The organism is Paenibacillus sp. MT86 (assembly GCF_058792535.1).
In genome coordinates this window covers 4,979,881-5,004,075 of sequence record NZ_CM179499.1, presented here as the reverse complement: position 1 = coordinate 5,004,075, position 24,195 = coordinate 4,979,881, and the positions used below count along the sequence as shown (strand labels likewise).

Below are 24,195 nucleotides of genomic sequence, written 5' to 3'. Positions count from 1 at the left end.
TTAGGCTTCTTCCTCTCTGAGAGTTTCTTCGGCCGCGCTTTCCAGCTCGACGTCCTGCTTGATATGGTGAATGGAGTCGCCCAATGTGCTGATGCGCTGGCGGATTTCATCATCATTGCCGGACTCCAGCATGATTTTGTACAGGCTCTTCTCGATCGTTTCCTTCTTCTCGAAGCGCTCCAGGATAACGTCAAGCCCGCCGATGACCATCTCGAACATGTTGATCTTCTCGTGCAGCAGGTTCAGGATATGCTCCTCGATGGTTCCCGAAGTCGACAGGTTGTAGATCTTCACGTCATTGGTCTGGCCTAGACGGTGCACGCGTCCGATCCGCTGCTCGACCCGCATCGGATTCCAGGGCAGATCAAAGTTGATCATATGGTGACAGAATTGCAGGTTGATGCCTTCGCCGCCGGCTTCCGTCGCGATCATGACCTGCGCCTTGCCGCGGAAAAGGTCCATCATCCAGTCCTTCTTGCCGCGGTTCATGCCGCCCCGGTACGGGACGGAGACCAGCCCGTGATCGCGGAAATAATTGAGCAAGTATTCCTGCGTGGCCCGATATTCCGTGAACACGATGACCTTCTCGTTCATTTGCTGAATGAGCTCGATGGCTTTTTCCGCCTTGGTGTTTGCTTTGATGGCCTTGATGAGATAGACGAGCTCCCAAATTTTATCGCGCAGCGGAGAGTCCTCCGGCAGCTTCTTGGACAGATTAACAAGGGTCACGAAGACGGCATCCCGGCTGCTGCATACTTCCCGCTGCAGGGTGACGAGCGACAGCATACTGCTTAAATTTCCCCCAGCTGCCTGATACTGATCTTTGACGAAGGACGTAACGCCGTCGTATAATGACTGTTCTTCAGGCGAAAGGCTGAGTCCCACGTTGCGGACGGACCGCTTCGTGAACTTCACTTCGCCTTCGCCCCGACGGTTTCGGATCATGACCTTGGACAGCTCATCCTTGAGCTGGTCCTGGTTCTTCGGTCTTCGTTTATCCACGACAAAATTTGCGGCAAACTGTCCCTGGCCGCCAAGCTGGCCCGGTTTCAGCAGCGTGATGAGATTGAAGAGCTCGCTGAGGTCGTTCTGCACCGGCGTGGCGGTGAGCAGGAGACAGTATTTTTTGCGCAGCTTTTGGATGAATTGATAATTGGATGTTTTCTTGTTCTTGAGCTTGTGCGCTTCATCGATGATGAGCATGTCGTATTCCTGGTTCAGCAGAATCTCCTGATGCGGATCGCGCTTGGCCGTGTCCATGGAGGCGACAACGATGTCATTGCCCCAGGAGTATGCTTTTTTCTGCGCGACCGCGGGAATGCCGAACTTGGAGTTCAGCTCGCGGACCCATTGCAGAACCAGGGAAGCAGGTACGAGAATCAGCACTTTGGATACCAGTCCGCGCACGATGTATTCTTTTAAAATAAGACCGGCTTCAATCGTCTTGCCAAGTCCCACCTCATCCGCCAAAATGGCTCTGCCCGACATCTCGAACAAAACGCGTCTTGCGGTATCGGTCTGATGGGGGAGCGGGGATAAACCGCCAAGGTGCTTGAGGCACTGCAGTTCTTCAAAGCTTGTAACGAGGCGCGATTTCTCGCCCTCAACGGCAAGCTGGGCCAGACGATAGTCACCCCAAGGGCCTCCTTTGTCCAGTCGGCCAGAGAGATCGTCAAACCAAGAACGGTCGATCTGCAATGGAACGGGAAGGCGCGGGTCGAAAATCATGCCTGAGTCGGCAGATGGCTGTTGGTTCATGTCGATCTCCTCCTGTGATGAAAGATTCCGGGCCAGCGGTGTATATGTAGTATGGACGAAAAAAGAAGTCTTCATAACCTTGCACGGATTCGGCAGCCGCGGAATACCTTATAGAGCGCACGGCTGCTGGAATTGGATATTTTCATCCTTTTTTTTCATAGGGATCAGCGAAAAAGAGAGCGAGAGGAAGAAAGCGGAAGCTTGCGCGCGGGAGCTTGGAACTGTCGGCTTAATTTTCACATTATCGGCATAGTTAACCTATATATAGTGTAGTATAATGAATGAATAGCACTATATGTGGTGTGTATAGTGGTTTTGGATGTTTGACCGGCTACATAACAGGTTATGTTGTTGGTGAGCACATACTTGGGAATCTTTTAAATTTTATATCTTATATAGGAGGTAGTTGCACTTGAGTACGATGCAGAATCAGCGGCTGGAAGGTTTAAGCGAGAAGATCTTTTTGGACCGGTATGCCTGGAAGGATGCGGACACCAACAACGCCAAGGTCGGCGACGTGGTGCTCGTGCTGACAAAGGATGATCCTAAATTTCCGACCAAGGAAGTTGGCGAAATCGTGAAACGCGAAGGCCGCAAGGTCACCGTGAAGACACGGAAGGGCGAGCTTGTGGAGTCGGATGTGGAGAAGCTGACGTTAACCATCGAGAAAACGCCGGAAGAAATGTGGGATCGACTCGCGGCCGCCATGTCATCGGTTGAGGCAACGCCGGAACTGCAGGAAGAGTGGCGCGGGAAATTCCGCGAGATTCTGGATGATTGGAAGCTGGTCCCGGGCGGACGGATTGCTGCCGGAGCGGGTGCAAGCGATGAATTGACGCTGTTCAACTGTTACGTCATTCCTTCCCCGAAGGACAGCCGGGGCGGCATCATGGAAACCCTGAGCGAGATGACCGAGATCATGGCGCGCGGCGGCGGTGTCGGCATCAACTTGTCTTCCCTTCGTCCTCGGCGCGCGATCGTGAGAGGCGTGAACGGATCCTCCAGCGGTGCGGTATCGTGGGGCGGATTGTTCAGTTATACGACAGGCCTGATCGAGCAGGGCGGAAGCCGCCGCGGCGCGCTCATGCTGATGATGAACGATTGGCACCCGGACGTGGAGGATTTCATTACGGTGAAGCAGACGATGGGACAAGTCACGAACGCGAACCTGTCGGTATGCGTCAGCAACGATTTCATGAAAGCCGTGAAGGAAGATCTGGACTGGGAGCTCGTGTTCCCGGATACCACCGATCCCGATTACGATGAGCTGTGGGACGGCGATTTGGATAAATGGAAGAAAGCCGGACGCAGCATCATTCCATATAAAACGGTTAAAGCACGCGAGGTATGGCACACCATTATCGAATCCGCATGGAAATCGGCAGAGCCGGGCGTGGTCTTCATGGAATACTACAACCAGATGTCCAACAGCTGGTATTTCAACCCGATCATCTGTACCAACCCTTGCGGCGAGCAGGGACTTCCGGGCTGGGGCGTATGCAACCTGTCCGCGATGAACCTGTCGAAGTTCTACGATGAAGCGAATCATGACGTCGCATGGGATGAGCTGGCTACGACGACGCGTTACTCCGTGCGTTTCCTGGATAATGTCATCGACCGGACGCCTTACCATTTCGAAGAAAACGAATTGAACCAGAAAAAAGAGCGCCGCGTAGGCCTCGGAACGATGGGTCTGGCCGAGCTGATGATCAAGCTGAACATCCGTTACGGCAGCCCGGAATCGCTGGAGTTCCTGGATAAGCTGTATGGCTTCATCGCGCGCGAAGCGTATCTTGCATCCGCGGATATTGCCGAGGAGAAGGGCTCGTTCCAGGCATTCGATGCCGAACTGTATCTGCAAAGCGGCTTCATGAAAAATATGGCCGAGGTGTATCCGGAAGTTGCCGAAGCGGTCCGCAAAAAAGGCGCCCGCAACGTTACCGTCATTACCCAAGCGCCGACGGGAAGCACGGGTACGATGGTTGGAACTTCGACGGGCATCGAGCCGTACTTTGCCTTCAAATACTTCCGTCAAAGCCGTCTCGGCTTCGACGAGCAGTTCGTGCCGATTGCTCAGGATTGGCTGGACAGCCATCCGGGCGAAGAGCTTCCGGACTATTACGTCACCGCGATGAGTCTCTCCGCCGAGGATCACATCCGCGTGCAGGCGGCGATTCAGCGCTGGGTGGACAGCTCCATCTCGAAGACGGCGAACTGTCCGTCCGACTTCACGGTTGAAGATACGAAACGCCTGTATGAGCTGGCATTCGATCTGGGATGCAAAGGCGTTACAATCTACCGCGACGGCAGCCGCGACGTGCAGGTCTTGCAGACGGAGAAAAAAGAAGACAAAGCCGCCGAAGCGACAACAGCTTCTACCGCGGAAGCGGCGCTGGAGCAAAGCGCGGCAGGCCAAGCCGCTGAGGAAACGGCGAGCGTGGAGCCGGCTGCTGCAAGCGTGGCCGTGACAGCCTCGCCGAGCAAGAGCGGACTGGATAAACAATACAAGAAGCGTCCGCAAGTGCTGCGCGGCGCAACCTATAAAATGAACACGCCGTTCGGCATGGCCTACATCACAATCAATGATCTGGACGGCATTCCAAGCGAAATCTTCCTGAACGTCGGCAAAGCCGGATCGGATGTGTTCGCGATGGCGGAAGCCCTGGGCCGCGTATGCTCCCTGTTCCTCCGTTACGGGGACCACGGCAACAAGGTGGAGCTGCTGATCAAGCACCTCAAGGGCATCGGCGGCACCGGCGCGATCGGCTTCGGCGCGAACCGCGTCGAGTCCATCGCCGACGCCGTGGCGAAGGCGCTCGAGACGCACGTGGCCAACAACGCCGAGGCGGATCATGACCATGATCCGGCACCGGTCGCAGCCACGATGGCGCCTGCCGATGCAGGCGAAGGCGGGGCAACGGCAGCTGCGGGCCACGGCGGACATGGCGCGCACGCAGGCGGCAGCATGTCGCTGGATTTGTGCCCGTCCTGCGGCGGGGCGTCCTTGATTAACATCGAGGGATGCAAGACGTGCGGGAACTGCGGGTATAGTAAGTGCTCTTAAGGAAGTCGTAGGGAAGAGCTCCCTCCGAAATTTGATTTTCCCGCGTAAGCTAACGAATATGATAGATCAATAAAAAAACAGCGGCAGTCAGGACTTTATTTTCTCGTCCATGGCTGCCGCTGTTTCCATAATTAGAGTATGGAATAAAACGCTTGCACCATTCGTAACGTATATATTAAACATATTGAATGAAATGTGGTGATTCAATTGAGCTCTACGGAAAGAATGCCATTGTATCAAAGGGTTCAAGAGTATATACGCGACTTGATATCGTCGCAGGTCCTGAAGGTTGGAGACCGTATACCTACGGAAAAGGAACTCATGGAGCGTTTTGGAGTAAGCAAGATTACGGTCGTTAATGCCCTGGCCGGCTTGGTTAACGAAAAAATCATAACCAGGGTGCCCGGAAAGGGGACTTTTGTAAGCGAGCCCGAATCTCAAATGCCGGCCACTCCTCCTATAAGTACCGCAAAACCTGTCCATAAGACTAGCGGAGAAATGGGGACGCGGTTGATAGGGCTCATTATGCCCAGCATTTATGATTATTTTACGATTCGGCTTATACAAGGTATTCAGCAAGCACTGAATGAGAACGATTACCGCTGCGTTATCTATTTATCAGAGGGCGATATTGATAAGGAAAAAGAGGCGATCCAGACATGCAGTAACATCGGAGTGGAAGGGTTATTGATTTTCCCGGTGGACGAGGAATTATTCAACGAGGAAATATTAAGCATGAAATTTGCGGGGTTTCCGTTTGTTCTCATCGACCGTTACCTTCCCGGGGTGGAAACGCATTATATCGCATCGGACGGCAGGCTTGGCGCTAACATGGCGGTCAATTACCTGTGGGAGCTGGGGCATCGTGATATCGCCATCTGCTCCGATTCGCCCATACAAACCGTAACCGTTCAAGAACGGATCGATGGATATATGAATGCCTTCAAGGAAAAGGGGGCACTCATTAACCCTGCCCATATCGTAACCGGTTTTGAAATCGGAAGCCTTGAGCAAGCTGAAACCCATCCATTGTACCGCTATATCAAAAATCGAATGGCAACGGCTTATATTACGCTTAATGGAATTCTTGGAGTAAAAATCTATCAGATTGCGCGTCAAGCCGGATTGAAGGTGCCTGAGGACATTTCCATTATCAGTTTTGACGATCCGACTTCCATCATCGAAGGATATAGCACGTTCACGCACGTTAAACAGTTTGAACGAGACATGGGCTACCGTGCAGCTTACACGCTGCTTGAGGTGATTAACAGTGAAGACGGGCAACACGGAAAATTCGTTAAAACCCTAGTGGAGCCGGAATTGGTCATTGGCGAGACGACGGGAAAAAACCTTTCATCCACTTCATGATACCAACATCTGCTTCTTCCTATATATGCAACCTAATAACGAGTCCGATGCGCTTTCTATTCGAGCCTGACAATGGAAGCGATGGCTGCGCGGACTCTTTTACTAGGTCAGCTATAACTTCCTCTCATGAAATCCCACCCCATAATAGTTTCCCAAAATCAAATCAATAAAGAAATCCAACAGAAGCTCTTCCATCCATTCGCAGGTCGCTACATCTCAATATCATACTTTTGATCAGACCCTTTTTTATAAGGATATATTGAATATAATGTAACCTTGCCTAGGAATAAGAACGCCTCAAAAGAAGGAAGGGAAAAGGGCTCTTCCCCTGTTTATCTATACCCTAAGGTTACTTTTTACCCAAATGAAGAAATTGTGGAATGTTTCCTACATCATATTGAATATATTTAAACTATAAAATTGAAACCGCTTGCAGTGAAGGAGGGGGAGACAGTCGCTATATACCGTACGACGAAGATGTAGGAGGTGTTCGGAGAATGGTACCAAAGGGTGCTCTTATCCCTGGATTTGAGCAATTAAAAAAGAATAAGAAATTAACTAGAATATGGTATTTCAGGCATATATATTTATTTTTGCTTCCTGCGATCATCTGGTTCCTGGTGTTTGCTTACTATCCGATGTACGGCATTATCATCGCATTCAAAGACTACAAATTCAATTTGGGGATATTGGGGAGTCCGTGGGCGGGCTTTAAATATTTCGAGCAGTTTTTAAACGATTCCAGTTTTTATGATGTGCTCCGAAATACGTTATCCATTAGTGCCCTTAAACTTATTTTCGGATTTCCAGCTCCCTTGATCCTAGCCTTAATGCTCAATGCCGTCATGCACAAAAAAATCAAACGAGTGTTTCAAACGATTTCCTATCTTCCGCACTTCGTTTCGTGGGTCGTTGTCGTTACCTTGCTTCAAAAAATCCTGTCTCCGAACGTAGGGCTTATCAATGACATTCGGTACCAAATGGGTTTGGATCCCATCTTTTTTATGGGAAAGCCGGAATTATTCTATCCATTGGTCCTCATATCCGACATCTGGAAAGGTGTAGGCTGGGGTTCGATCATTTATTTAGCCGCGTTAACGAATATCGATCCACACTTGTATGAAGCAGCGGAAATCGACGGGGCTGGAAGGTGGAGCAAACTATTTAAGATCACGCTTCCATGTCTTACGCCAACGATCGCCATATTGCTTATTTTCTCACTCAGCGGAATACTGAACGCGGGATTTGACCAAATCTGGCTGATGCAGTCCCCGGCAACCTTAAGCGTCTCGGAGATCTTGGACACTTATGTCTTAAAAACAGGCCTCCAACAGGGGCAATTAGCATATTCCACGGCCATCGGTTTATTCAAATCTGCGATCTCGCTGCTGCTCATTGTTGCTGTCAATAATATATCCAGACGCGTGAGTAACGTATCGTTATGGTAATCAGCTAGCACTGAAGATGAGGAGGTGTGTGTTATGGGTGCAAGTAGGCTGTCGCCGGCAGACAAAATGTATATGACGCTTAACTATGCGGCGCTGCTTTTATTCTGCGCTACGGCGCTATATCCATTTATCTATTTTCTAGCCCTGTCTTTCAATGACGGTTACGATGCGATGAAGGGGGGAATCTATTTTTTCCCCAGAGTGTTTACATTAGAAAACTATGCAAAAGCTTTTAGCAACACTTTGATCCTAAATTCCTTCTATATTTCCATTACCCGAACCCTTGTGGTTACGGTTGCCTCCGTGTTTTTGACGGCCTTATTAGCCTACGCCCTTTCGCGGAAAGGTTTGCCGGGAAGAAAATACATCGTATTCTTCTTTTTCTTTACCACGTTGTTCAGCGGCGGACTGATTCCGACGTTCATCCTGTTCAGGCAAATCCACATCCTGGATACGTTTTGGGTGCTGGTGCTGCCGTCCCTATATAACTTTTTCAATGCGATTATCATGAAAACCTTCTTCGACGGGATCCCTGAAGGTCTGTCGGAATCCGCCCGAATCGACGGCGCAAGCGAGTTGTCGGTATTTGCCAGAATCATTCTGCCTCTATCGATGCCGGTGCTTGCTACCATTGCTTTGTTTGTCGGGGTGGGCGTGTGGAATGACTGGTTTACCGGTCAGTTTTTCATACAGAATGAAAAGCTGCAGCCTGCCGCTACGTTCCTGAACAAGATGATCAGCGAAGCGTCTTTCCAGTCGATGACGTCGTCGTCGGGAAATAGCGGATCCGCCATACAAAACATGACCGAGACGCAGATGGAACTGCGAGGCGTAACGCCGGAAGCCTTGCGGATGACGTTCGTCATCATTATAACGACGCCGATCATCTGTGTGTATCCGTTTCTTCAGAAATATTTTGTGAAAGGCGTACTGGTAGGTTCTCTTAAGGAGTAGTCGGTATAAAAGGCTATGCCTTTTATATAAAAAAACTTCCAATGGAAGGGGATTGTAGGATGAGGAAGAACAAGCGCAGGAGTGTTCTTGGCATGACACTAATCGCTTTACTGCTTCTAGCAACCATGACGGCATGTACGGGAAAAGGCGGAGGGGAGGATGCAGGTACGGTTGACACAGGTCCGAAGGAGCAAGGTACTGAAGAAATAAAACCGGTGACCTTGTCTTTCCTCAGTGCTTGGAACGGTGGCGGAGCCGGTTTCCCGCAGGACCAGGAGAATAATCCCGTAGCCCAACAAATTAGAGAAAAAACCGGGGTCACATTGAAACTGGAATCCATCACAACAAGCGAAGTAGAAAAGCTAAACACCATTTTTGCTTCCGGTACGGTTCCGGATATCGTTAACGCACCTTTCTGGTCTACGACAGGAGGAGAAGGACAAGTCATCAAGAAGGCGGCCATGGAAGGGCAGCTTCTGGATTTAACCCCTTATCTCGATAAATACCCGAATATTAAAAGACTTGTGACTACCGGGATCGCGAAGGATTTTGCCGAGTTCGATCTCAATAGTCCCGAATTTGAAGGCAAGACGTATCTCATTCCTACGGAGACCCCGGACGGTACCCCTGAGAGCATTCATAATTGGAATTACGGCCTTTTTGCCAGGGGAGATATCCTGAAAGCTTTAAATGTAAAAGCGGAGGATATTGATACGCAAGAAGAACTAGTTGATCTATTGATCAAGATCCGAGATGGCGGTTTCAAGGATATTGGCGGGAAGCCGGTCATCCCTGCCGGAACCATGTGGAACGGATGGGATTACGGCCAATTCCTTGCCGGGTGGACGGATTACACGATTTCGGACTACCGTGAAGTAGATGGAAAACTGATTCACTGGACGCAGTCCAAGGATCATGAAGCTAGATTGTTATACATGAGAAAGTTATTAACGGAAGGTTTGTTTGATCTTGAAGCCTTCAACAATACGAGTACAACAGCGAATGAAAAGCTGACGACGGGCAAGCTTGCCGTATTCGGAGCCCAGCCTATGTTAGCGGATTTACAAAAAACGCTGTATAAAACGAATCCGGAAATGCAATATGAACTACTCGGACCGATGAAGAATAAGAGCGGAGAGATTCGAACGCAAGTGGAAAAGCCCGGCCGTTCTGGTTTTCCTGCCCTTTTCTTAAGCGCTAACATCAAAGATCCCGATGCCGCATTGCGGTACATTGATTATGTCAACAGCGAAGAAGGCCGATTGCTTGCATATTTCGGAATCGAAGGAACGCACTACACGATGGAAAACGGGGTACCCCAATGGATCTCTGATGTGAAAAAACAATTCGATGAAAACCCGGATCTGAAAAGAGACGCAGGGCTTAATTATCTTCCAGGAAGGTTCATCGGAGCATTCTCCTCTGAAGTCACTTGGCCTACGCCGGAAGATCAAAAAACGGAGTGGCAAAAGCTGGAGGAGAGCTTCTCGGCAAGATTGCCGATCAAAATCATAGACAAGGTAAGCGCCAGCTACCTTGCAAGAGAGTGGCCTAAATATCAGGAATATATCGATAAAACCAGCAGTTTGAATTTCGATGAGGAATTTAAGAAAGCGTTTTTTGCAGGGTCAGATGAAGAAGCTCTCAATATGCTTCATAGCGTTCAAGAAAAATTCAGAGCGGCCGGCGTGGAAGAAATGGCGGAGTTCGTGGCTCAAAAAGCTGCAGAACGTGATGATGTCGGGTTCTAGTGAAGAGGTTTGCGGGATGGTGTTACTGCCATCCCGAATATTTCATGAATATTAGGTCAGTCGCAAGAGAGGGGACAACTCATGTTAAACCCGGTCGTTTCAGCAGGCGCATTCACTGAACTCGATAAGTTTATGTTCGAATCGTGGGGTTATTTTGTCATTCCGAATGTGCTGTCGAAAGAGGAGGTCAAAGAATGCCTGCAGGCATCCATTCGGCTTCATGAAGCGGCAGGTACAGTCGGTTGGGGTCAAGTCGGCAGAGGGTATGAGTCTGAACACGCTCTTGAAAACTTAATGGATCATCCATCGGTTTTACCGAAGATAAGGGGCTTACTTGGCGATCGATTCATTATGCAGTCCGGGTGGAATACGATGCAGCCGGCAAGGGGGAGGATGGGAGGCTGGCATCAAGACGGATCCAGCGCTTTCGATTTTAAGAATCTGGGGTACCCAGTCCCCCTTATTCAGCTCCGTGCTTCATTTTTATTGACCGATCAGGAAGAACCCGGCATGGGGAATATGGAGCTCATTCCAGGCAGCCACCGCAGTCTCGTTCCACTACCGGATTCGATCCGGACAGCAAATTCGGGTACGCCGATCAGCCATGTGATATGTGCATCTGCAGGATCAGTCCTGGTGTTTCACAACGCCGTGTGGCATCGGGCGCACGAACATAATTGGGATTACGACCGCTATACCATGCATTACATCTATAGCCCTCCGTGGGTAAAGCCCTCGGACCGTTTTCATAACGATGTCAACTTTATGCAAAGAACTACGCCTGTGCGAAGAGCTTTAATGGGGGATTTTTCAAGGCCTGATGCGCCATTTGGAGCAAGTTATATGCCACCTCCCTTTGAAGAAAACTAAAATCTTGTAAAAAATATAAACGATGACGGAGGGGAAACGCATGTTGAACGTTGCGATGTTAAGTAAGTGGCATGTGCATGCAGATGATTATGCAAGAAGGTTGCTATCTCACGGTAACGTCAAACTCACGGCAGTCTGGGACGAACAGCCTGAACGGGGAAGCGAATGGGCTGCCCAATTGGGAACGGATTTTGAAGCGGATTTGGATACGCTGCTAGAGCGGGAAGACATCGATGGGGTCGTGGTGGATGCTCCTACAAGCATGCACGCTGACGTCATGGTAGCTGCGGCTGAGGCCGGCAAACACATCTTTACCGAGAAAGCCATGGCTCTTACCGTAGAAGAATGTAATCGAATTTCTGCAGCGGTACGCAAAGCAGGCGTCAAGTTCTGCATTTCATTTCCGGCTCGCACAAGGCCTCACCAATTGTTTGCGAAGCAGCTGATCGATGACCATGTATTGGGGGACGTGACGCTTTTGCGCATTCGGAACGGCCACGACGGCGCATTGAACAATTGGCTCCCGGAATACTGGTACGATGAGAAGCAAACCGGCGGCGGAGCGATGATGGATTTGGGATGTCATCCGATGTACTTAGCCAGCTGGATATTGGGTCAGCCCAAACGAATCACCTCCATGTTTCATTATTTCACCCATCGTGCAGTGGAAGATAATGCGCAGTGCTCCATTGAGTTCGTCAACAATGCGGTCGCACTGGTCGAAACAAGCCTTGTGACGTACAGAACCCCTTCTGCACTTGAGATTTACGGTACGGAGGGCACCTTGATGATCTCGGATGATACCGTTAGAGTCATCTCGAAGAAGCTCGATTCCCCCTTTTCCGGATGGATCTCACCCACTCAACTCCCTAAAGAGCAGCCGCTTCCGATCATCCAATGGGCGGATGCCTTAATTCATGACAAGCCGATGCCCTTCGGTTTGGAAGAGGGAACGAAATTGACGGAGCTATTGGAAGCGGCATACATCGCTCATAAGGAAAACCGAACGGTAGAGTTCAAATAACGCGAGGGAGGGAATTCCATGAGAACCGTAAAAATAGGGATCATCGGTTGCGGAATGATTGCGAACGGGAAACATATGCCGTGTTTATCCAAGGTAGACAACGTACAGATGGTGGCCTTCTGCGACTTGAAGCCGGAAAGAGCCGAGGAAGCCGCGAAAAAATACGGCACGCCTGACGCAAAGGTGTTTACGAATTACAACGATCTGCTTGCCATGGAAGAGATTGAGGTCGTGCATGTGCTAACACCGAACAGCTCGCACGCGACGATTTCCATTGATGCGCTCGAAAGCGGCAAACATGTCATGTGCGAAAAACCAATGGCCGTCACAGGTGCGGAGGCCAAAGCGATGTACGAAGCCCACTTGCGAACAGGCAAGAAGCTTACCGTCGGGTACCAGAATCGTTCCAACGCCAAAAGCCAGCTGTTAAAAAAGATGATTGCCGATGGGGAGCTTGGAGATATCTATTTTGCAAAAGCGGTCGCTACCCGAAGAAGAGGCGTTCCGACATGGGGCGTGTTTCTGGATAAAGAGAAGCAGGGTGGCGGTCCCATGATCGATATTGGAACCCACTCCCTGGATCTGATCCTATGGTTGATGGATAACTATGAACCGGAGAGCGTCGTCGGCAGTGTCTTCCATAAACTGAAGTATACCGAAAATGCCGCGAACGAATGGGGGGCCTGGGATCCAAACGAATTCGAGGTAGAGGATTCGGCCTTCGGGTATGTGAAATTTAAAAACGGAGCGACGGTCATCATTGAAACCAGCTGGGCCCTTAACATTGCGGAAGGTGGCGGCAACCTGCTGTGCGGAACGAAGGGAGGAGCGGATTTTGCTAAAAATGAACTGCGGATCAATGGCGAGCGGGACGGAAGCTTGTTCCTGAATAAAATCGAGGTGAATCCGAATGCGCGAGAACAATTCAGGGGAGAAGAGTTGACCGATTTCGAGTATGAAGCCAAACAATGGATTCACAGTATCGTGAACGATACCGAACCCTTGGTTAAACCGAGGGAAGCGATGATTGTTTCACAAATATTAGAGGCCGTGTATATATCCGCAGAAACAGGAACAACCGTTTATTTTGATAAAGAATAAGGACCAGGAGATTTCCGCGAAGGCGGGGATCTCCTTTTTTATTTGCGTCCTACTCTATGCGAATGAGTTTAACCTCTTTCTTTTGCTTTGTTTTCTCTGAGGTAGCCGTAGCGGCGATATCTAAGATAGCTTCCATTTTCTCAATATGCTGCTCAGGGATTTCATCCAGCAGGGAAAAGATTTTTTTGAAGGATTTTTCATAAGCGTATTGCACGTATTGATCATAAACTTCCTTGCCTGTTTGGGTAGCTTTAATAATAATGTTTTTCTTATTATCAGAGGTATGGTATTTTTCGAGAAATCCTTTCTCCACCATTTTTGTAACATTCTTAGAGAATGCGCTTTTAGATATTCCCAGTCGATTCGAAATTTCAAGCATGTTCTGGTTCTTATCCTCATTCTCCAATATATATTCAAGTACTTGAATTTGGGCAGCCGAAAATAAAAAAGGAGTATTATAGCGATACTCTTTTTTGTATGAGTGCGCATAGGCATTACCAAATTTCACAAGCTTTTCAACAAATAATCTATTTTTCCCCATCCAATCCAGTGACATCATCATCACTCTTTTCCTGTTCATTTAACTCTTAAAATTATATCAAAAAAAATAAATTCCACAAAGGATATATTCTATGTTGCTTTCATTCATAATGTGTAGTATAAAAACAATATAGTTTACAATGGAAACTATATTGTTTTTATACTTCGAGGAGGCATTTTATGGAGAAGAAGAGCATACGAAGGTTATTCGTCGTATCGGTTGTCATGATTATTGTAAGCGTTTGTATATCTAGTTTTTTGCAAACTTCCTTTGGAAAGACGGAAATCATTAATTTTAAGATTCCCACTGAACATGGACAGTGGTTGTCTGGACAAATATATAAACCGAAGCAATCGAGCGCAGAGAACAAGGTTCCGTTGGTTATTACCGAGCATGGTTATCTAAACAATAAACATATGCAGAATGTAAATGCCATTGAATTATCGCGAAGAGGAATTGCCGTCATGACATTCGATGCATACTATCATGGAAAATCAAGCTCGGCGAGTGAACCGGTCATGGAGGCCGTTGTTGCAAATGGGGAGGGAATGATACCTCTAGTGGAATTTGCCTACCATAATCTGGATTACATCGATAACCATCGGATCGGTGTTATGGGACATTCTATGGGAGGGATGTCAACATGGATGACGTTAATGCATTATGGTTCACAATATTATGCTGCAATAGAAAAAGCGAAAGCTCCGGATTCGGAAGGCGGAGAAGACATTACGGATCGTGAAACGGAATATGCAAATTCACTGAATAAAGTATCAGCAGGACTGCCCATAGGAAATATCCGTTTATCAAGCGAAGAAGCTTTTAGCCAAATTCACGCTAACTTAGGAATTATTTATGGTCAATTGGATGAGGGGAATTATGATTTATCCCAAGGAAATGGCGATCTAACCAATAATGCCTTTGAGGGTTTAGTCGCAATTAACTCGATTTTTCCAAAAGATGAACAGCAGACAAGCTTTGAGGTAGGTCAATATTATGGGGATGCAGAACGCCAAACGCTGAGAGTCGTTCATAATCCAAAGCAAACGCATGAATGGGCACATTTTTCCCAAAAGACAGTTGCCGAGACGGTCGATTTTTTCAACCATTCGTTTGGGCTCTCGCCAAAAATAAAAAATACCGATCAGCTTTGGATCTGGAAAGAGCTTTTTAGTTTTATCGGATTATTGGGCATCTTTCTATTGATTTACCCGGTATCCTATTACTTAATAAAAATTCCGTACTTTCAGCAGTTAACATTAACAAACGAACAAAAGAATTCGTTAACGGGTACGAAACAAACGGAAAAGAGCACAAAGAAAACCAGACTTTTTTGGATAAGCTGGCTGCTTAGTTGGCTGTTTTCCGCAGTTGGAGTCATTGTAGCCTTAACACTAGACCGGTTTATCTTTAAAAGCACGTCCAGTTTCATGTCTGTAAAATGGTTTCCGCAGCCGATTACAAACTATATTATGATATGGGCGATTTTTAATAGCCTTGTTGGATTAGCCCTGTTTATGTGGAAATACAGACTGGAGAAAAGAAATAGCGCTGAGCTTTCTATTCAACATCTAGGATTAAAAATCGGTCTGAATCCCTTGATGAAGACCTTTATTCTTGCTCTATGTATCTTTGGAATCTTTTTTACGGTTGTATTTTTGGCAGAATACTTCTTAAATGCTAATTTTAAATTATGGATACTGGGGGTATTTACATTCCATTCAGATAAGTTCTTGGTATGGATGAACTATCTGCCCTTCTTCTTCATTTTCTATATGACGAACGCGTTGTTTATCAACATACTGAGTTTCAGCAATATCAAGTCTGAAAAAGCAAACATGATGGTTGCTGGATTCGGAAATGTGCTTGGCATCCTGTTGATCAATGGAATCCAGTATGCTGTTTTATTTACGACGGGCAATTCATTCTGGCAGGAGACGAGACTTTATCCCATGGTTTTGCTTCCCTTTATTTTCTTATTATTTGCAGCGGCCATGATTAGTCGGAGCTTATACAAATTGACAGGAAACATTTGGCTCGGTGCAATGGTGAATACCTTGATCATCACGATGATTGGAGTTGCGAACACGGCTACCTTAGCTTCTTTTCAGAACTAAGTGTAGCTGAAGTGGCCCTTAGGACATTGGAGTGAATCTTAATTTATTCGATGACATTAGGCTACTCGAATTTTGAAGGAGGCACGTTGTAATATTTCTTGAATGCTTTCGAAAATGTGAACGGATCAGGATAACCGAGGAAGCCTGCGATTTGCTGGATCGTATATTTTTTTTCGTATAGATAATCTCTTGCTCGATTCATTTTGATTTGGGTAATGTATTGTCCCGGCGTGATGCCCACGCTTTTCTTGAAATAGGAGATAAAATACTTCTCGGAGACGCCGGCAATCGCGGCGAGCTCGTTCATCCGAATGGTACGCTGCAAGTTCGCATCCACGTATTGGAATACGTCCAGCAGGACATCCAGGCTTCCTTCTGTTTTTCTAGGCTTCCTGCCATTCAGGAACTTACCGGCGTAGGCACCTTGCCCGTGAAGCTCGAGAATTTTAGCCATCACGACGAGAAGAGAAGCCTTTAAGTAGAGCTGGTTTCCCGGCGGCCCGCTGCCTTGCTTCAACCGATGATAGGCTTTGGTGAAGAGCGTCGCCTCCTCCCGGATCAGGTCGCCTGCCACGATACCCGGGAGTTGAAACTCGCCCAAAATTCGCTGCTGTTCTCCGATGCCGAAATCGAAATGTATGTATAAGAATCGGCAAACATCCCCGGTCGTCGAAGCGATATAGGGCATATCGGGGTAAAAAAACACCACGTCTCCCGGGACAGCCGTATGTTCCAACCCGTCGATGGTGATCTTCACCGAGCCTGATTGAATGAACCAGAGATCGTAATCGGGATGCGACTTGTGTTCGATCCAGCCCTTATCATGAGCTTGTTCAGAAAAAGAGCTCATTCTGAGACTTATATACTCTGAGAGTTCGTTGATTATACTCATGTTCATTTTCTTGGCGCACATCGAATATCCCTCATTTCCTCTACCACATGACATCCATCATTTTAAGTGAGTATTTTGCAGTAATCTAAGCCCTTGCTACGCAAGGATTTTCAGGCATAAAAAAGGGACTTTACCCCAACTTGCAGAAGTTTTCAAGAGACCAATCCAGAAAACTCAAGAAGGGGTAAAGTCTCTTGTATATTCTCCAAGAAAGTCTGTTTTCCTTTGAGGAACTGCTAAAAATCGAGTCAAAAGATCGTTTGCCGATCTTTTTCAGTGTGCTGGACCTCCGTCCTTACGCGAAAGAACTGAGAAGTCGTTCACCCCGAGGAGCCGACGGGCATTGCAGAGAAGGCATTTTGCGCGCCCTTCTTGCTGCTCCTCTAGAACGTATCCAGACATTTACTGGTTTACATCATCGACTGAGTACCGATCTTAGGTTTCGCTATCAATGCGGACTTCCACTCGACCGCGAGGCTCCATCCATCGCTACATTAAGCAGAGTCTTTGCCGAGCTGACGAAGAAAGAGCTGGCCAAACAGTTGTTCGAAGACTTGGTCAATCGCTGCAAGCAAGACGGCATCATCGACGGAAATCATGTTGCGATCGACAGTGCCTCGATTCACGCTTACGAAAAGAAGCAGCCTAAGCGAAAAAGCGAGCAAACGGGCAATGCGAACTGGGGAGCGAAGTTCGACTCCTTCGGTAATAAAGTGACTTGGTTCGGCTATAAGCTCCACTTGGCGGTGGATACGAAAAGCGAACTTCCACTTGCGCTCGAAGTCACGCCAGCGCATGTGAATGATGGAGAAATGGCGCCGAGCCTGATTGAGAAGGTTGCTGTCGATAAACGCACGAGATTCTTCATGCTTGATGCGGGCTATGACCAAATGAAAGTGTACGAAGCGGCTCGAAAGGTGAACGCTCAAGCCATTATTCCTCTCAATCCTCGGGGAGAAAAAGAACCGCCCGCTGGCATGACGACAAACGGAACACCCTGCTGTACGATGGGGTTCGCGATGACTTACTGGGGCGCCGACGGCGATTACTTGAAGTTTCGTTGTCCGCATGCCACAGGCAAAGTAGATTGCCCGTTAGGCATGGCCACTTGCTCAGCGTCCAACTATGGCATGGTCGTCAAAGTCGATACGAAGGACGATCTAAGGCGATATAGTAATCCGCATCGCGATACCAAGCGCTGGAAAGAGCTTTACAATGAACGAACCAGCGTGGAACGGTGCAATTCTCGAATGAAAACGTATTTGTCCGCGGATAGCCTGCATGTCTGGGGCGTTCAAAAAGTCACTACGCAGCAGTATTTGAACGCCATCGTCCTACTCGTATCTGCGCTCTCAACTGCTTCGAGAAGAAAGCAAGCCGCCGCTTAAAAAGTTCAAACTTCAAAAATTCTGGAGGTCTGTCCTTTTTCAGAAAACGCGTGATTTAGAGACGAGACAATGTCTGTTCTTCCTATGATTTATCCAAATTCGGAATTATGCAAAATGCTCAAGTAAGTATACTAAAGAATTCATGAGATATGAATTTTCATACTATATGACATGTTTTGAAAACTATCGTACATTCCGCTTTTCGGCCACTCTCCTATAATGGACTTATATCCTATGAGGAGGGTTAATCATGAATGGTTCCAACATGCAGCAGCCGAAGGTGGTCGTCATCGGAGCAGGGAGCCTGTTTTTCGGTCGTCAGTCCATATGGCAGATGGTCCATTCCCCATACTTGAATCGGGGAACGCTTGCTTTGGTGGATACGGATGAGGAAAGGCTGTCGAAAATGGTGAGACTTGCCGAGATGGTGGCCCGGGAGAACAACGTCTCCTTGAAGGTGGAGGGCTCGACGGACCGAAGACAGGTGCTTCTCGGGGCCGACTTCGTTGTACTTAGCTTCGCCGAACAATCGGTGAAATATCGGGGCATCGATTGCCAAGTGTCTTTGAAATACGGCATCCGCATGTGCTCCGGGGATACGATCGGACCTGGCGGGATATTCCGAGCGATGCGGGAGCTGCCGGTCATTATGGAATGCGTCAAAGACATCGAGGAGTTGTGCCCTGACGCTTGGGTGATCAACTATATTAACCCATCTACCGTCCATGGTATCGCATTACACCGATATGCGCCGAAGCTAAAATCGTTCGCGCTGTGCGACAGCCATCATATGCCGCATAAGAAGGCCTATTATGCCATGCGGGCCGGCATTATCGGAGACAGAAGCGAGTTCACCGAGGAGATTGACCGGAAGTTCGACTTCCGCGTCGCCGGCGTCAATCATTTCACTTGGCTGCTGAAAGCGGAGTTCGAAGGAAAGAATGTCATGCCTGCGATTGCGGAGGCCATGCGCAAGGCGGCCGGCGAAGAGAACAACGGCGGCGACCACGGCGCAAAAGCGCTTCATAACGACGCCATCACGTATGAACTGTACGATATTTTCGGGTGCATTCCTACCTGCACGGCCCATACCAAGGAGTATGTCCGGTACTGGCAAGCTCTCGGCAAGACGCAGGACTCCATTCCGCCGTTATCAATTTGGGAGACGGAGGACCGATATCAGCGACACGACGAGATGTGGCGCCAGGTGGACGACTTCCTCTCGGGGAACATTCCGATTGCCGATTACATGAGCACCTTCGGCCCCGATCATGCGACAGACATTATTGAAAATATGGTGGGAAATCTGGGGAAGCGGTTCTTCATCAATACACTCAACCGCGGGGCGGTAACGAACATGAGCGACGACTCGTTCCTGGAGCTCCTGTGCGACGTAAGCATGGAAGGGGCAAAGCCGATCCACGTAGGCGAGATGCCGCGGGGAATCCGAGGCATGCAGGAGCTAGTGCTGGATACGCATGAGCTTACGGCTGAGGCCGTCGTGGAACAGAGCTACGAGAAGCTGAGGAGAGCGATGCTGACGGATCCGCTCGTGAATTCCATCAGCGACGCGGACCAGATCATCCAAGAACTGCTGGTACTGGAGCGTGAGATGATCCCGGATGCTTGGTACGAAGATTGACCTGAACTTAAAGTTTTTGCGGAGTACATCAAGACCCAGGTTAAAAGGGAGCCACTCGTTTCAAGTGAAGCATTTGCTCTCAGGTTACCGCTGAAACTAAGAAAAGCAGAGCGATAAGACCACAAGATTCCCTAATCAGGGATCATGTGGTCTTTGGTTTAATACGGCCGAATTGCGTGGAGCCGGCATGCTTCAAGTGGCAGTTGTATTTACTTGGTAGTGTTAAGTATGGTTGAAACAGTATTTAGACAGCCGCAAAGACTCGTGTAAAACCTTATTTGTAACAGATACCAATCCAATGACAATGAAACAACGCTCAGATGGGTAAAAACGGCCATTAGTGATCTTAAGAACTTGTAAATGTTTAACATAACTAATAGTATATGATTTAGAGGTGATTTTTTGTTGAGAAAAATCTGTATCATTTTCGTGTTCATTTTAAGCACCCTGACTCTCGGGTGTTCGCAACAGGAATCAAAACCATTAGTTGTACCAAGCGAATATCAACATGCTAAGGATCTGCTCGATCTTTTAAACAATGAGGGGATCAAAATTCAAGAAATTCATAATTCTAAGTACACTGCATTCTTCAATACAAATCCTAATTACTCGATGTACATTAAATCTGATATGGGCATATTCGAACTTGTACATCTTGAACATAAGAACGGCAAGGAAATAGATATTGTAGTAGAGGAAGCAACTGATAGTGGGGAATATAAATATGTCGTTTCAGAGAATGGTGTAGAACAACTATTAATCCTAGGCTCAGAGAATTATTTTAATAAATCGGACGAATACATTACTATATCGAGAGATAAAGATTTAAATGATAAAATTAAAAAAGCACTAGAAGTTCAATAGACCTCATATGAACAACAGAAACGGACTAGTCACGCTAGTCCGTTTCATTTTACTCCAAAATTCCACAATCATACTTTGCAGTGTAGGCTACCTTAATCAAGTATCAAGGATTATTAGACTATTTAGTCACTAAGAGGGGGAGACTGGCGAATGAAAAAGTCACTACTTCAATGGGTTATCATGCTATCGGCAGTATACTGTATAGGACATATCTTATTTGATTTTAAAGAAACGCGATGGATGAGGATTCTTACCGGGGCAGTTGAAATATCATTCTTTGGAAGCATACTTCTCTATATTTATTTGAAAAAGCGAGAAGATAAGACGGCTCATTCAACAAAACCCAAAAAATAACCCTGCTGTTTAACTGCAGTCAGGGTAGACTTTGGTTGGCAGTCGGCGTTCGAGAGGGGATTATTGCTGATCAAATTAATTGAAGCCGAGGGAAATGAAAGGAATTAAGTATGAAGAGATATATTGAGTTTTCTTTTTATCTACCGTTTTTTGATTTGATAGATGATACGGACGAGGTATTCAATTTAGAAGAAATAATGAGACAACTAGATATTAGTTTTAATAAGATGGAATTGTATAACCAGTATTTATCTTATGGTGAAGGACCATATAGGGCGGGAAAGGGAGACATTTTTGTGTTTTTCAAGAAAAATGATAAGGATAGTTTTCTATTAATAGATTTGTTTAACGATTTTACCGATCAGCATAACATGGTGAAATTAGGAGTGCGTTGTGAAATTAAATATGATAAGCAGATAAGGAATATACTATATAATATTCATTCTGGGGCAGAGATTAAAAGTAAAACAAAAGAGAGTCATGATGATTTACTGAAGTTGGAGATCAGCAGCGAAGATTATCCAAAAGAAATCCGTTATGGGGATCAAAAATACATAAAAAACATTTATTATGACGCTTTCTAAACATCATGTTAGCAGTTCAAGAAGGCAGGAGATACATCTATAACATAATATTCGCGTTGCGGGGGCTTACACCCCTCGATCGTCCGATGTATAATCATGGAAGATAACTCGGATGACATCGAGCCGACCTAAGATAGGAGCTATCTAAGGCCGGCTCTCGTCGTAAATAAAGGAACGTTATCAGAAATTAGTGCAAATTATTAAACCAACAAATCATTTAAGTTTTTCATGGGGGTTATTAATATTGCAAAGACCAATTGCAAGCAGGGTAGATACAATCTTTATTCATGTAAGAGACTTAGAGAAGTCTGTAGACTGGTACAGCAAACTCCTTGGAATCGAAGTGAAAGATATACTCCAAGGACCAATTTATAGGCACTAGCATCTGATAACAACATATTGACGCATTGGGCTATTCGCCTCTCGGTCCGAGTGAAAAATGGTAAAATATAGGGTCTTTATCGAAATGAAGAAGATATATAAATTCTGACGTCAGGAGAGAAAGCACATATGGGCAAGAAGAAAAAAACCTTACCGAAAAATTTTGATGAACTCATTGAAGCAGGCGATTTATCCGCATTACAAGAGGTATTTACCCGATGCGAAGTGGATGCCCGTGGCGGTTACAGTAAATCAACTGCCTTGAGCTTTTACCAAGTACCGAATGAATGGGTTCGCTGGCTCGTGGAACAGGGTGCTGATATCAATGCTAGAGACAATTACGGAGCAACGCCTCTGCACAAGCATGCAATGAGTTGGTGTGGTCATACGGAGCTGCTGCTTGATTTGGGTGCAGATCTGGAAGCCGTTGATGATCAGAACGAGACACCGTTATTTGCCGCCGCAGGTTCATTTAAACCAAAAGCGGTTCACACGTTGGTTGCTAAAGGCGCTAATATCAGCGCAATAAATAAAATGAGACAGACTCCATTAGAAAAAGCTTTGGCCATGTGCAGGAACGCGGATATTGTCAATATGGCGGAAGTTGCCGATATTTTGCTAAACGCTGGAACAACTGTAACGCCGGAGATGCAAGACTCTATTAAGCGAATCGGAAACGACTTTGAATTTCACAGAGAAGGTTTTAATAAAGAATATTTGAATCAAACCGATGAGGCACTTTTACGTCTATATGAGCTATTTGATGTTCCTCCAGTAGAGAAGCGAAAGACGCACGACGGCGCCTCTTCGATAACAGTATCAACAAAGGGATGGCAGGCACAACATCATGAACTCTGGAATTTACTCATTCCTTCAAAAGGACATGCAAAAACCGTACAGGGTGAGGTTATCCGGATTACTGGTAAAGTGTCATACGAAATCTTAGATAATGGCGGTATGAATTGGGATCATCAATATCGTAAAATGCTCAATCGTTTGATACATTACTTTAGCTTGGGTACACCATTAAATCCCGCTTCACTTCAGGAGGCAGGAATATTAGCGAAAGAACTTCACAACGGAAATGGCAGCGATGAGCCTGCGAGACTGTGCGAGCTGGCAGTGCATTGGGTTCTCAGCAATCCGAATCCTATTACTCTGGAGCAGCCTGACTATAAGCGATAACATATATTCGACTTATCAATGTATATAATAAGCATTTTTAAGCAGAATACATTCCCTTTTTCTAAGCACTTCGTAGCTAAGAAAAAGGGGATATTATTTAAATTTAATACATAAGAAATGTAAAGAACGAAGTGAAATGAAGGAACTAATGAAGTGCGTTGTAGAATTACTCGAAGAAGATATTGACATCTGATAACACCATATTCACGCAGCGTGGTCTACACCCCTTGGTCTGCCAGAGACATGGAAGAAGTCATTTCAGGCAGACAACCCTGCACCACCAGAATGCATGGTAGCCAGTCGCTCTGCTCTTTTAAGGGGTTAGGATTCGTGAATACAAGAACGTTATAGAAAATATCCGCAAAATATTAAAGAAAGGGAGTTTTTTATGGAGCTTCAAGAAATCAAACAAAAATTAAAAGAGACCAGAGACGAATTATTTGGAATTCTTACTGGGTTGAGCGGAGATCAATTAAACCAACAGAAAGACTTAAACAGTTGGAGTATTAGTCAGGTCTGTCAACACCTTTTTAAAACAGAGGAATTATATGTCGTAGCTATAAAAAAAGGGTTAAAGAGCAAAGAAGATTCGTTTATAGAAAATAAATCAGTCGAATTTCTGCTTGATAGAAGTCAAAAGCTAGAAGCTCCTGACATTGCTAAACCAACGGATGAATTTTTAGAATATGAAGAGATCATTGAGAAACTAAACAATTCAAGACAGAAGTTACTTGAGCTATTAAATACAGTAGAAGACGAGTCAGTGCTGAGTAGAAGACATTTTATACACCCAGTCTTTAAAGAGATGTTATTAATTGAATGGGTTAAATCACTGTACTTACATGAACAAAGGCATATTAATCAAATAAATGAAATTATTGATAGACTTAAGTAAATAAGCTGCATATT

Annotated in this window: 19 protein-coding genes; 16 read left to right on the top strand and 3 right to left on the bottom strand. The window is 46.6% G+C overall.

Annotated elements, in window-relative coordinates:
* Complete coding sequence (locus AC3RCL_RS22495) at window positions 1-1,758, bottom strand: DEAD/DEAH box helicase (RefSeq protein ID WP_036660260.1); 1,758 nt, start codon at window positions 1,756-1,758, stop codon at window positions 1-3.
* A 421-nt stretch (window positions 1,759-2,179) separates the two neighbouring features.
* Here AC3RCL_RS22495 and AC3RCL_RS22490 point away from each other — a divergent pair, with 421 nt between their 5' ends.
* From AC3RCL_RS22490 to AC3RCL_RS22455, 8 genes are all read left to right on the top strand, one after another.
* The gene (locus tag AC3RCL_RS22490) at window positions 2,180-4,822 is read left to right on the top strand and encodes an adenosylcobalamin-dependent ribonucleoside-diphosphate reductase (RefSeq protein WP_442789409.1); all 2,643 of its coding nucleotides are present in this window, start codon (window positions 2,180-2,182) and stop codon (window positions 4,820-4,822) included.
* A gap of 225 nt (window positions 4,823-5,047) precedes the next feature.
* Entirely contained in the window at window positions 5,048-6,190 is a 1,143-nt protein-coding gene (locus AC3RCL_RS22485) for a GntR family transcriptional regulator (protein ID WP_492536442.1), read from the top strand.
* A 497-nt stretch (window positions 6,191-6,687) separates the two neighbouring features.
* A complete protein-coding gene (locus AC3RCL_RS22480) occupies window positions 6,688-7,638 on the top strand; it encodes an ABC transporter permease (protein WP_009590053.1) in 951 nt (316 codons plus the stop codon).
* 33 nt (window positions 7,639-7,671) lie between these two features.
* Window positions 7,672-8,592 (top strand): carbohydrate ABC transporter permease, encoded by a 921-nt coding sequence (locus tag AC3RCL_RS22475; RefSeq protein WP_015736650.1) that lies wholly within the window; start codon window positions 7,672-7,674, stop codon window positions 8,590-8,592.
* Window positions 8,593-8,684: 92 nt separating this feature from the next.
* Window positions 8,685-10,343, top strand: a complete 1,659-nt coding sequence (locus tag AC3RCL_RS22470; RefSeq protein WP_492532096.1) for an extracellular solute-binding protein — start codon at window positions 8,685-8,687, stop codon at window positions 10,341-10,343.
* 81 nt (window positions 10,344-10,424) lie between these two features.
* Window positions 10,425-11,213, top strand: a complete 789-nt coding sequence (locus tag AC3RCL_RS22465; protein ID WP_492532094.1) for a phytanoyl-CoA dioxygenase family protein — start codon at window positions 10,425-10,427, stop codon at window positions 11,211-11,213.
* A 40-nt stretch (window positions 11,214-11,253) separates the two neighbouring features.
* Window positions 11,254-12,237, top strand: coding sequence for a Gfo/Idh/MocA family protein (locus tag AC3RCL_RS22460; RefSeq protein WP_015736647.1), 984 nt, complete (start codon window positions 11,254-11,256; stop codon window positions 12,235-12,237).
* Window positions 12,238-12,255: 18 nt separating this feature from the next.
* A complete protein-coding gene (locus tag AC3RCL_RS22455) occupies window positions 12,256-13,338 on the top strand; it encodes a Gfo/Idh/MocA family protein (RefSeq protein ID WP_492532092.1) in 1,083 nt (360 codons plus the stop codon).
* Between the two features lie 49 nt (window positions 13,339-13,387).
* On the opposite strand, the gene AC3RCL_RS22450 is transcribed toward AC3RCL_RS22455, so the two are convergent.
* Entirely contained in the window at window positions 13,388-13,900 is a 513-nt protein-coding gene (locus tag AC3RCL_RS22450; RefSeq protein ID WP_213579361.1) for a MarR family winged helix-turn-helix transcriptional regulator, read from the bottom strand.
* 158 nt (window positions 13,901-14,058) lie between these two features.
* On the opposite strand from AC3RCL_RS22450, the gene AC3RCL_RS22445 reads away from it, so the two are divergent.
* On the top strand, window positions 14,059-15,996 hold the full coding sequence (locus tag AC3RCL_RS22445; protein WP_492532089.1) for an alpha/beta hydrolase family protein: 1,938 nt from the start codon (window positions 14,059-14,061) through the stop codon (window positions 15,994-15,996).
* A 61-nt stretch (window positions 15,997-16,057) separates the two neighbouring features.
* Here the strand turns inward: AC3RCL_RS22445 and AC3RCL_RS22440 are convergent, their stop codons facing one another.
* Window positions 16,058-16,909, bottom strand: a complete 852-nt coding sequence (locus AC3RCL_RS22440) for an AraC family transcriptional regulator (protein WP_492532087.1) — start codon at window positions 16,907-16,909, stop codon at window positions 16,058-16,060.
* A gap of 173 nt (window positions 16,910-17,082) precedes the next feature.
* Between AC3RCL_RS22440 and AC3RCL_RS22435 the strand changes: the two genes are divergently transcribed.
* From AC3RCL_RS22435 to AC3RCL_RS22405, 7 genes are all read left to right on the top strand, one after another.
* Window positions 17,083-18,276, top strand: a complete 1,194-nt coding sequence (locus AC3RCL_RS22435; protein ID WP_028407136.1) for a transposase — start codon at window positions 17,083-17,085, stop codon at window positions 18,274-18,276.
* A gap of 250 nt (window positions 18,277-18,526) precedes the next feature.
* Window positions 18,527-19,918: a family 4 glycosyl hydrolase gene (locus AC3RCL_RS22430; protein WP_492532085.1), complete on the top strand. Its 1,392-nt coding sequence runs from the start codon at window positions 18,527-18,529 to the stop codon at window positions 19,916-19,918.
* Between the two features lie 402 nt (window positions 19,919-20,320).
* A complete protein-coding gene (locus AC3RCL_RS22425) occupies window positions 20,321-20,782 on the top strand; it encodes a hypothetical protein (RefSeq protein WP_492532083.1) in 462 nt (153 codons plus the stop codon).
* Window positions 20,783-21,246: 464 nt separating this feature from the next.
* A complete protein-coding gene (locus AC3RCL_RS22420) occupies window positions 21,247-21,720 on the top strand; it encodes a hypothetical protein (RefSeq protein WP_492532081.1) in 474 nt (157 codons plus the stop codon).
* A gap of 190 nt (window positions 21,721-21,910) precedes the next feature.
* On the top strand, window positions 21,911-22,102 hold the full coding sequence (locus tag AC3RCL_RS22415; RefSeq protein WP_492532079.1) for a VOC family protein: 192 nt from the start codon (window positions 21,911-21,913) through the stop codon (window positions 22,100-22,102).
* Window positions 22,103-22,230: 128 nt separating this feature from the next.
* A complete protein-coding gene (locus AC3RCL_RS22410) occupies window positions 22,231-23,286 on the top strand; it encodes an ankyrin repeat domain-containing protein (RefSeq protein WP_492532077.1) in 1,056 nt (351 codons plus the stop codon).
* A 388-nt stretch (window positions 23,287-23,674) separates the two neighbouring features.
* Window positions 23,675-24,181: a DinB family protein gene (locus AC3RCL_RS22405; protein ID WP_213579356.1), complete on the top strand. Its 507-nt coding sequence runs from the start codon at window positions 23,675-23,677 to the stop codon at window positions 24,179-24,181.
* The last annotated feature ends 14 nt before the right edge of the window (window positions 24,182-24,195 follow it).

Bases quoted from the DNA above. Each gene is read 5' to 3' on its own strand.
- AC3RCL_RS22495 (WP_036660260.1), bottom strand. From the start codon at position 1,758: ATGAACCAACAGCCATCTGCCGACTCAGGCATGATTTTCGACCCGCGC.
- AC3RCL_RS22490 (WP_442789409.1), top strand. From the start codon at position 2,180: ATGCAGAATCAGCGGCTGGAAGGTTTAAGCGAGAAGATCTTTTTGGAC.
- AC3RCL_RS22485 (WP_492536442.1), top strand. From the start codon at position 5,048: ATGCCATTGTATCAAAGGGTTCAAGAGTATATACGCGACTTGATATCG.
- AC3RCL_RS22480 (WP_009590053.1), top strand. From the start codon at position 6,688: ATGGTACCAAAGGGTGCTCTTATCCCTGGATTTGAGCAATTAAAAAAG.
- AC3RCL_RS22475 (WP_015736650.1), top strand. From the start codon at position 7,672: ATGGGTGCAAGTAGGCTGTCGCCGGCAGACAAAATGTATATGACGCTT.
- AC3RCL_RS22470 (WP_492532096.1), top strand. From the start codon at position 8,685: ATGACACTAATCGCTTTACTGCTTCTAGCAACCATGACGGCATGTACG.
- AC3RCL_RS22465 (WP_492532094.1), top strand. From the start codon at position 10,425: ATGTTAAACCCGGTCGTTTCAGCAGGCGCATTCACTGAACTCGATAAG.
- AC3RCL_RS22460 (WP_015736647.1), top strand. From the start codon at position 11,254: ATGTTGAACGTTGCGATGTTAAGTAAGTGGCATGTGCATGCAGATGAT.
- AC3RCL_RS22455 (WP_492532092.1), top strand. From the start codon at position 12,256: ATGAGAACCGTAAAAATAGGGATCATCGGTTGCGGAATGATTGCGAAC.
- AC3RCL_RS22450 (WP_213579361.1), bottom strand. From the start codon at position 13,900: ATGATGATGTCACTGGATTGGATGGGGAAAAATAGATTATTTGTTGAA.
- AC3RCL_RS22445 (WP_492532089.1), top strand. From the start codon at position 14,059: ATGGAGAAGAAGAGCATACGAAGGTTATTCGTCGTATCGGTTGTCATG.
- AC3RCL_RS22440 (WP_492532087.1), bottom strand. From the start codon at position 16,909: ATGTGCGCCAAGAAAATGAACATGAGTATAATCAACGAACTCTCAGAG.
- AC3RCL_RS22430 (WP_492532085.1), top strand. From the start codon at position 18,527: ATGAATGGTTCCAACATGCAGCAGCCGAAGGTGGTCGTCATCGGAGCA.
- AC3RCL_RS22420 (WP_492532081.1), top strand. From the start codon at position 21,247: ATGAAGAGATATATTGAGTTTTCTTTTTATCTACCGTTTTTTGATTTG.
- AC3RCL_RS22410 (WP_492532077.1), top strand. From the start codon at position 22,231: ATGGGCAAGAAGAAAAAAACCTTACCGAAAAATTTTGATGAACTCATT.
- AC3RCL_RS22405 (WP_213579356.1), top strand. From the start codon at position 23,675: ATGGAGCTTCAAGAAATCAAACAAAAATTAAAAGAGACCAGAGACGAA.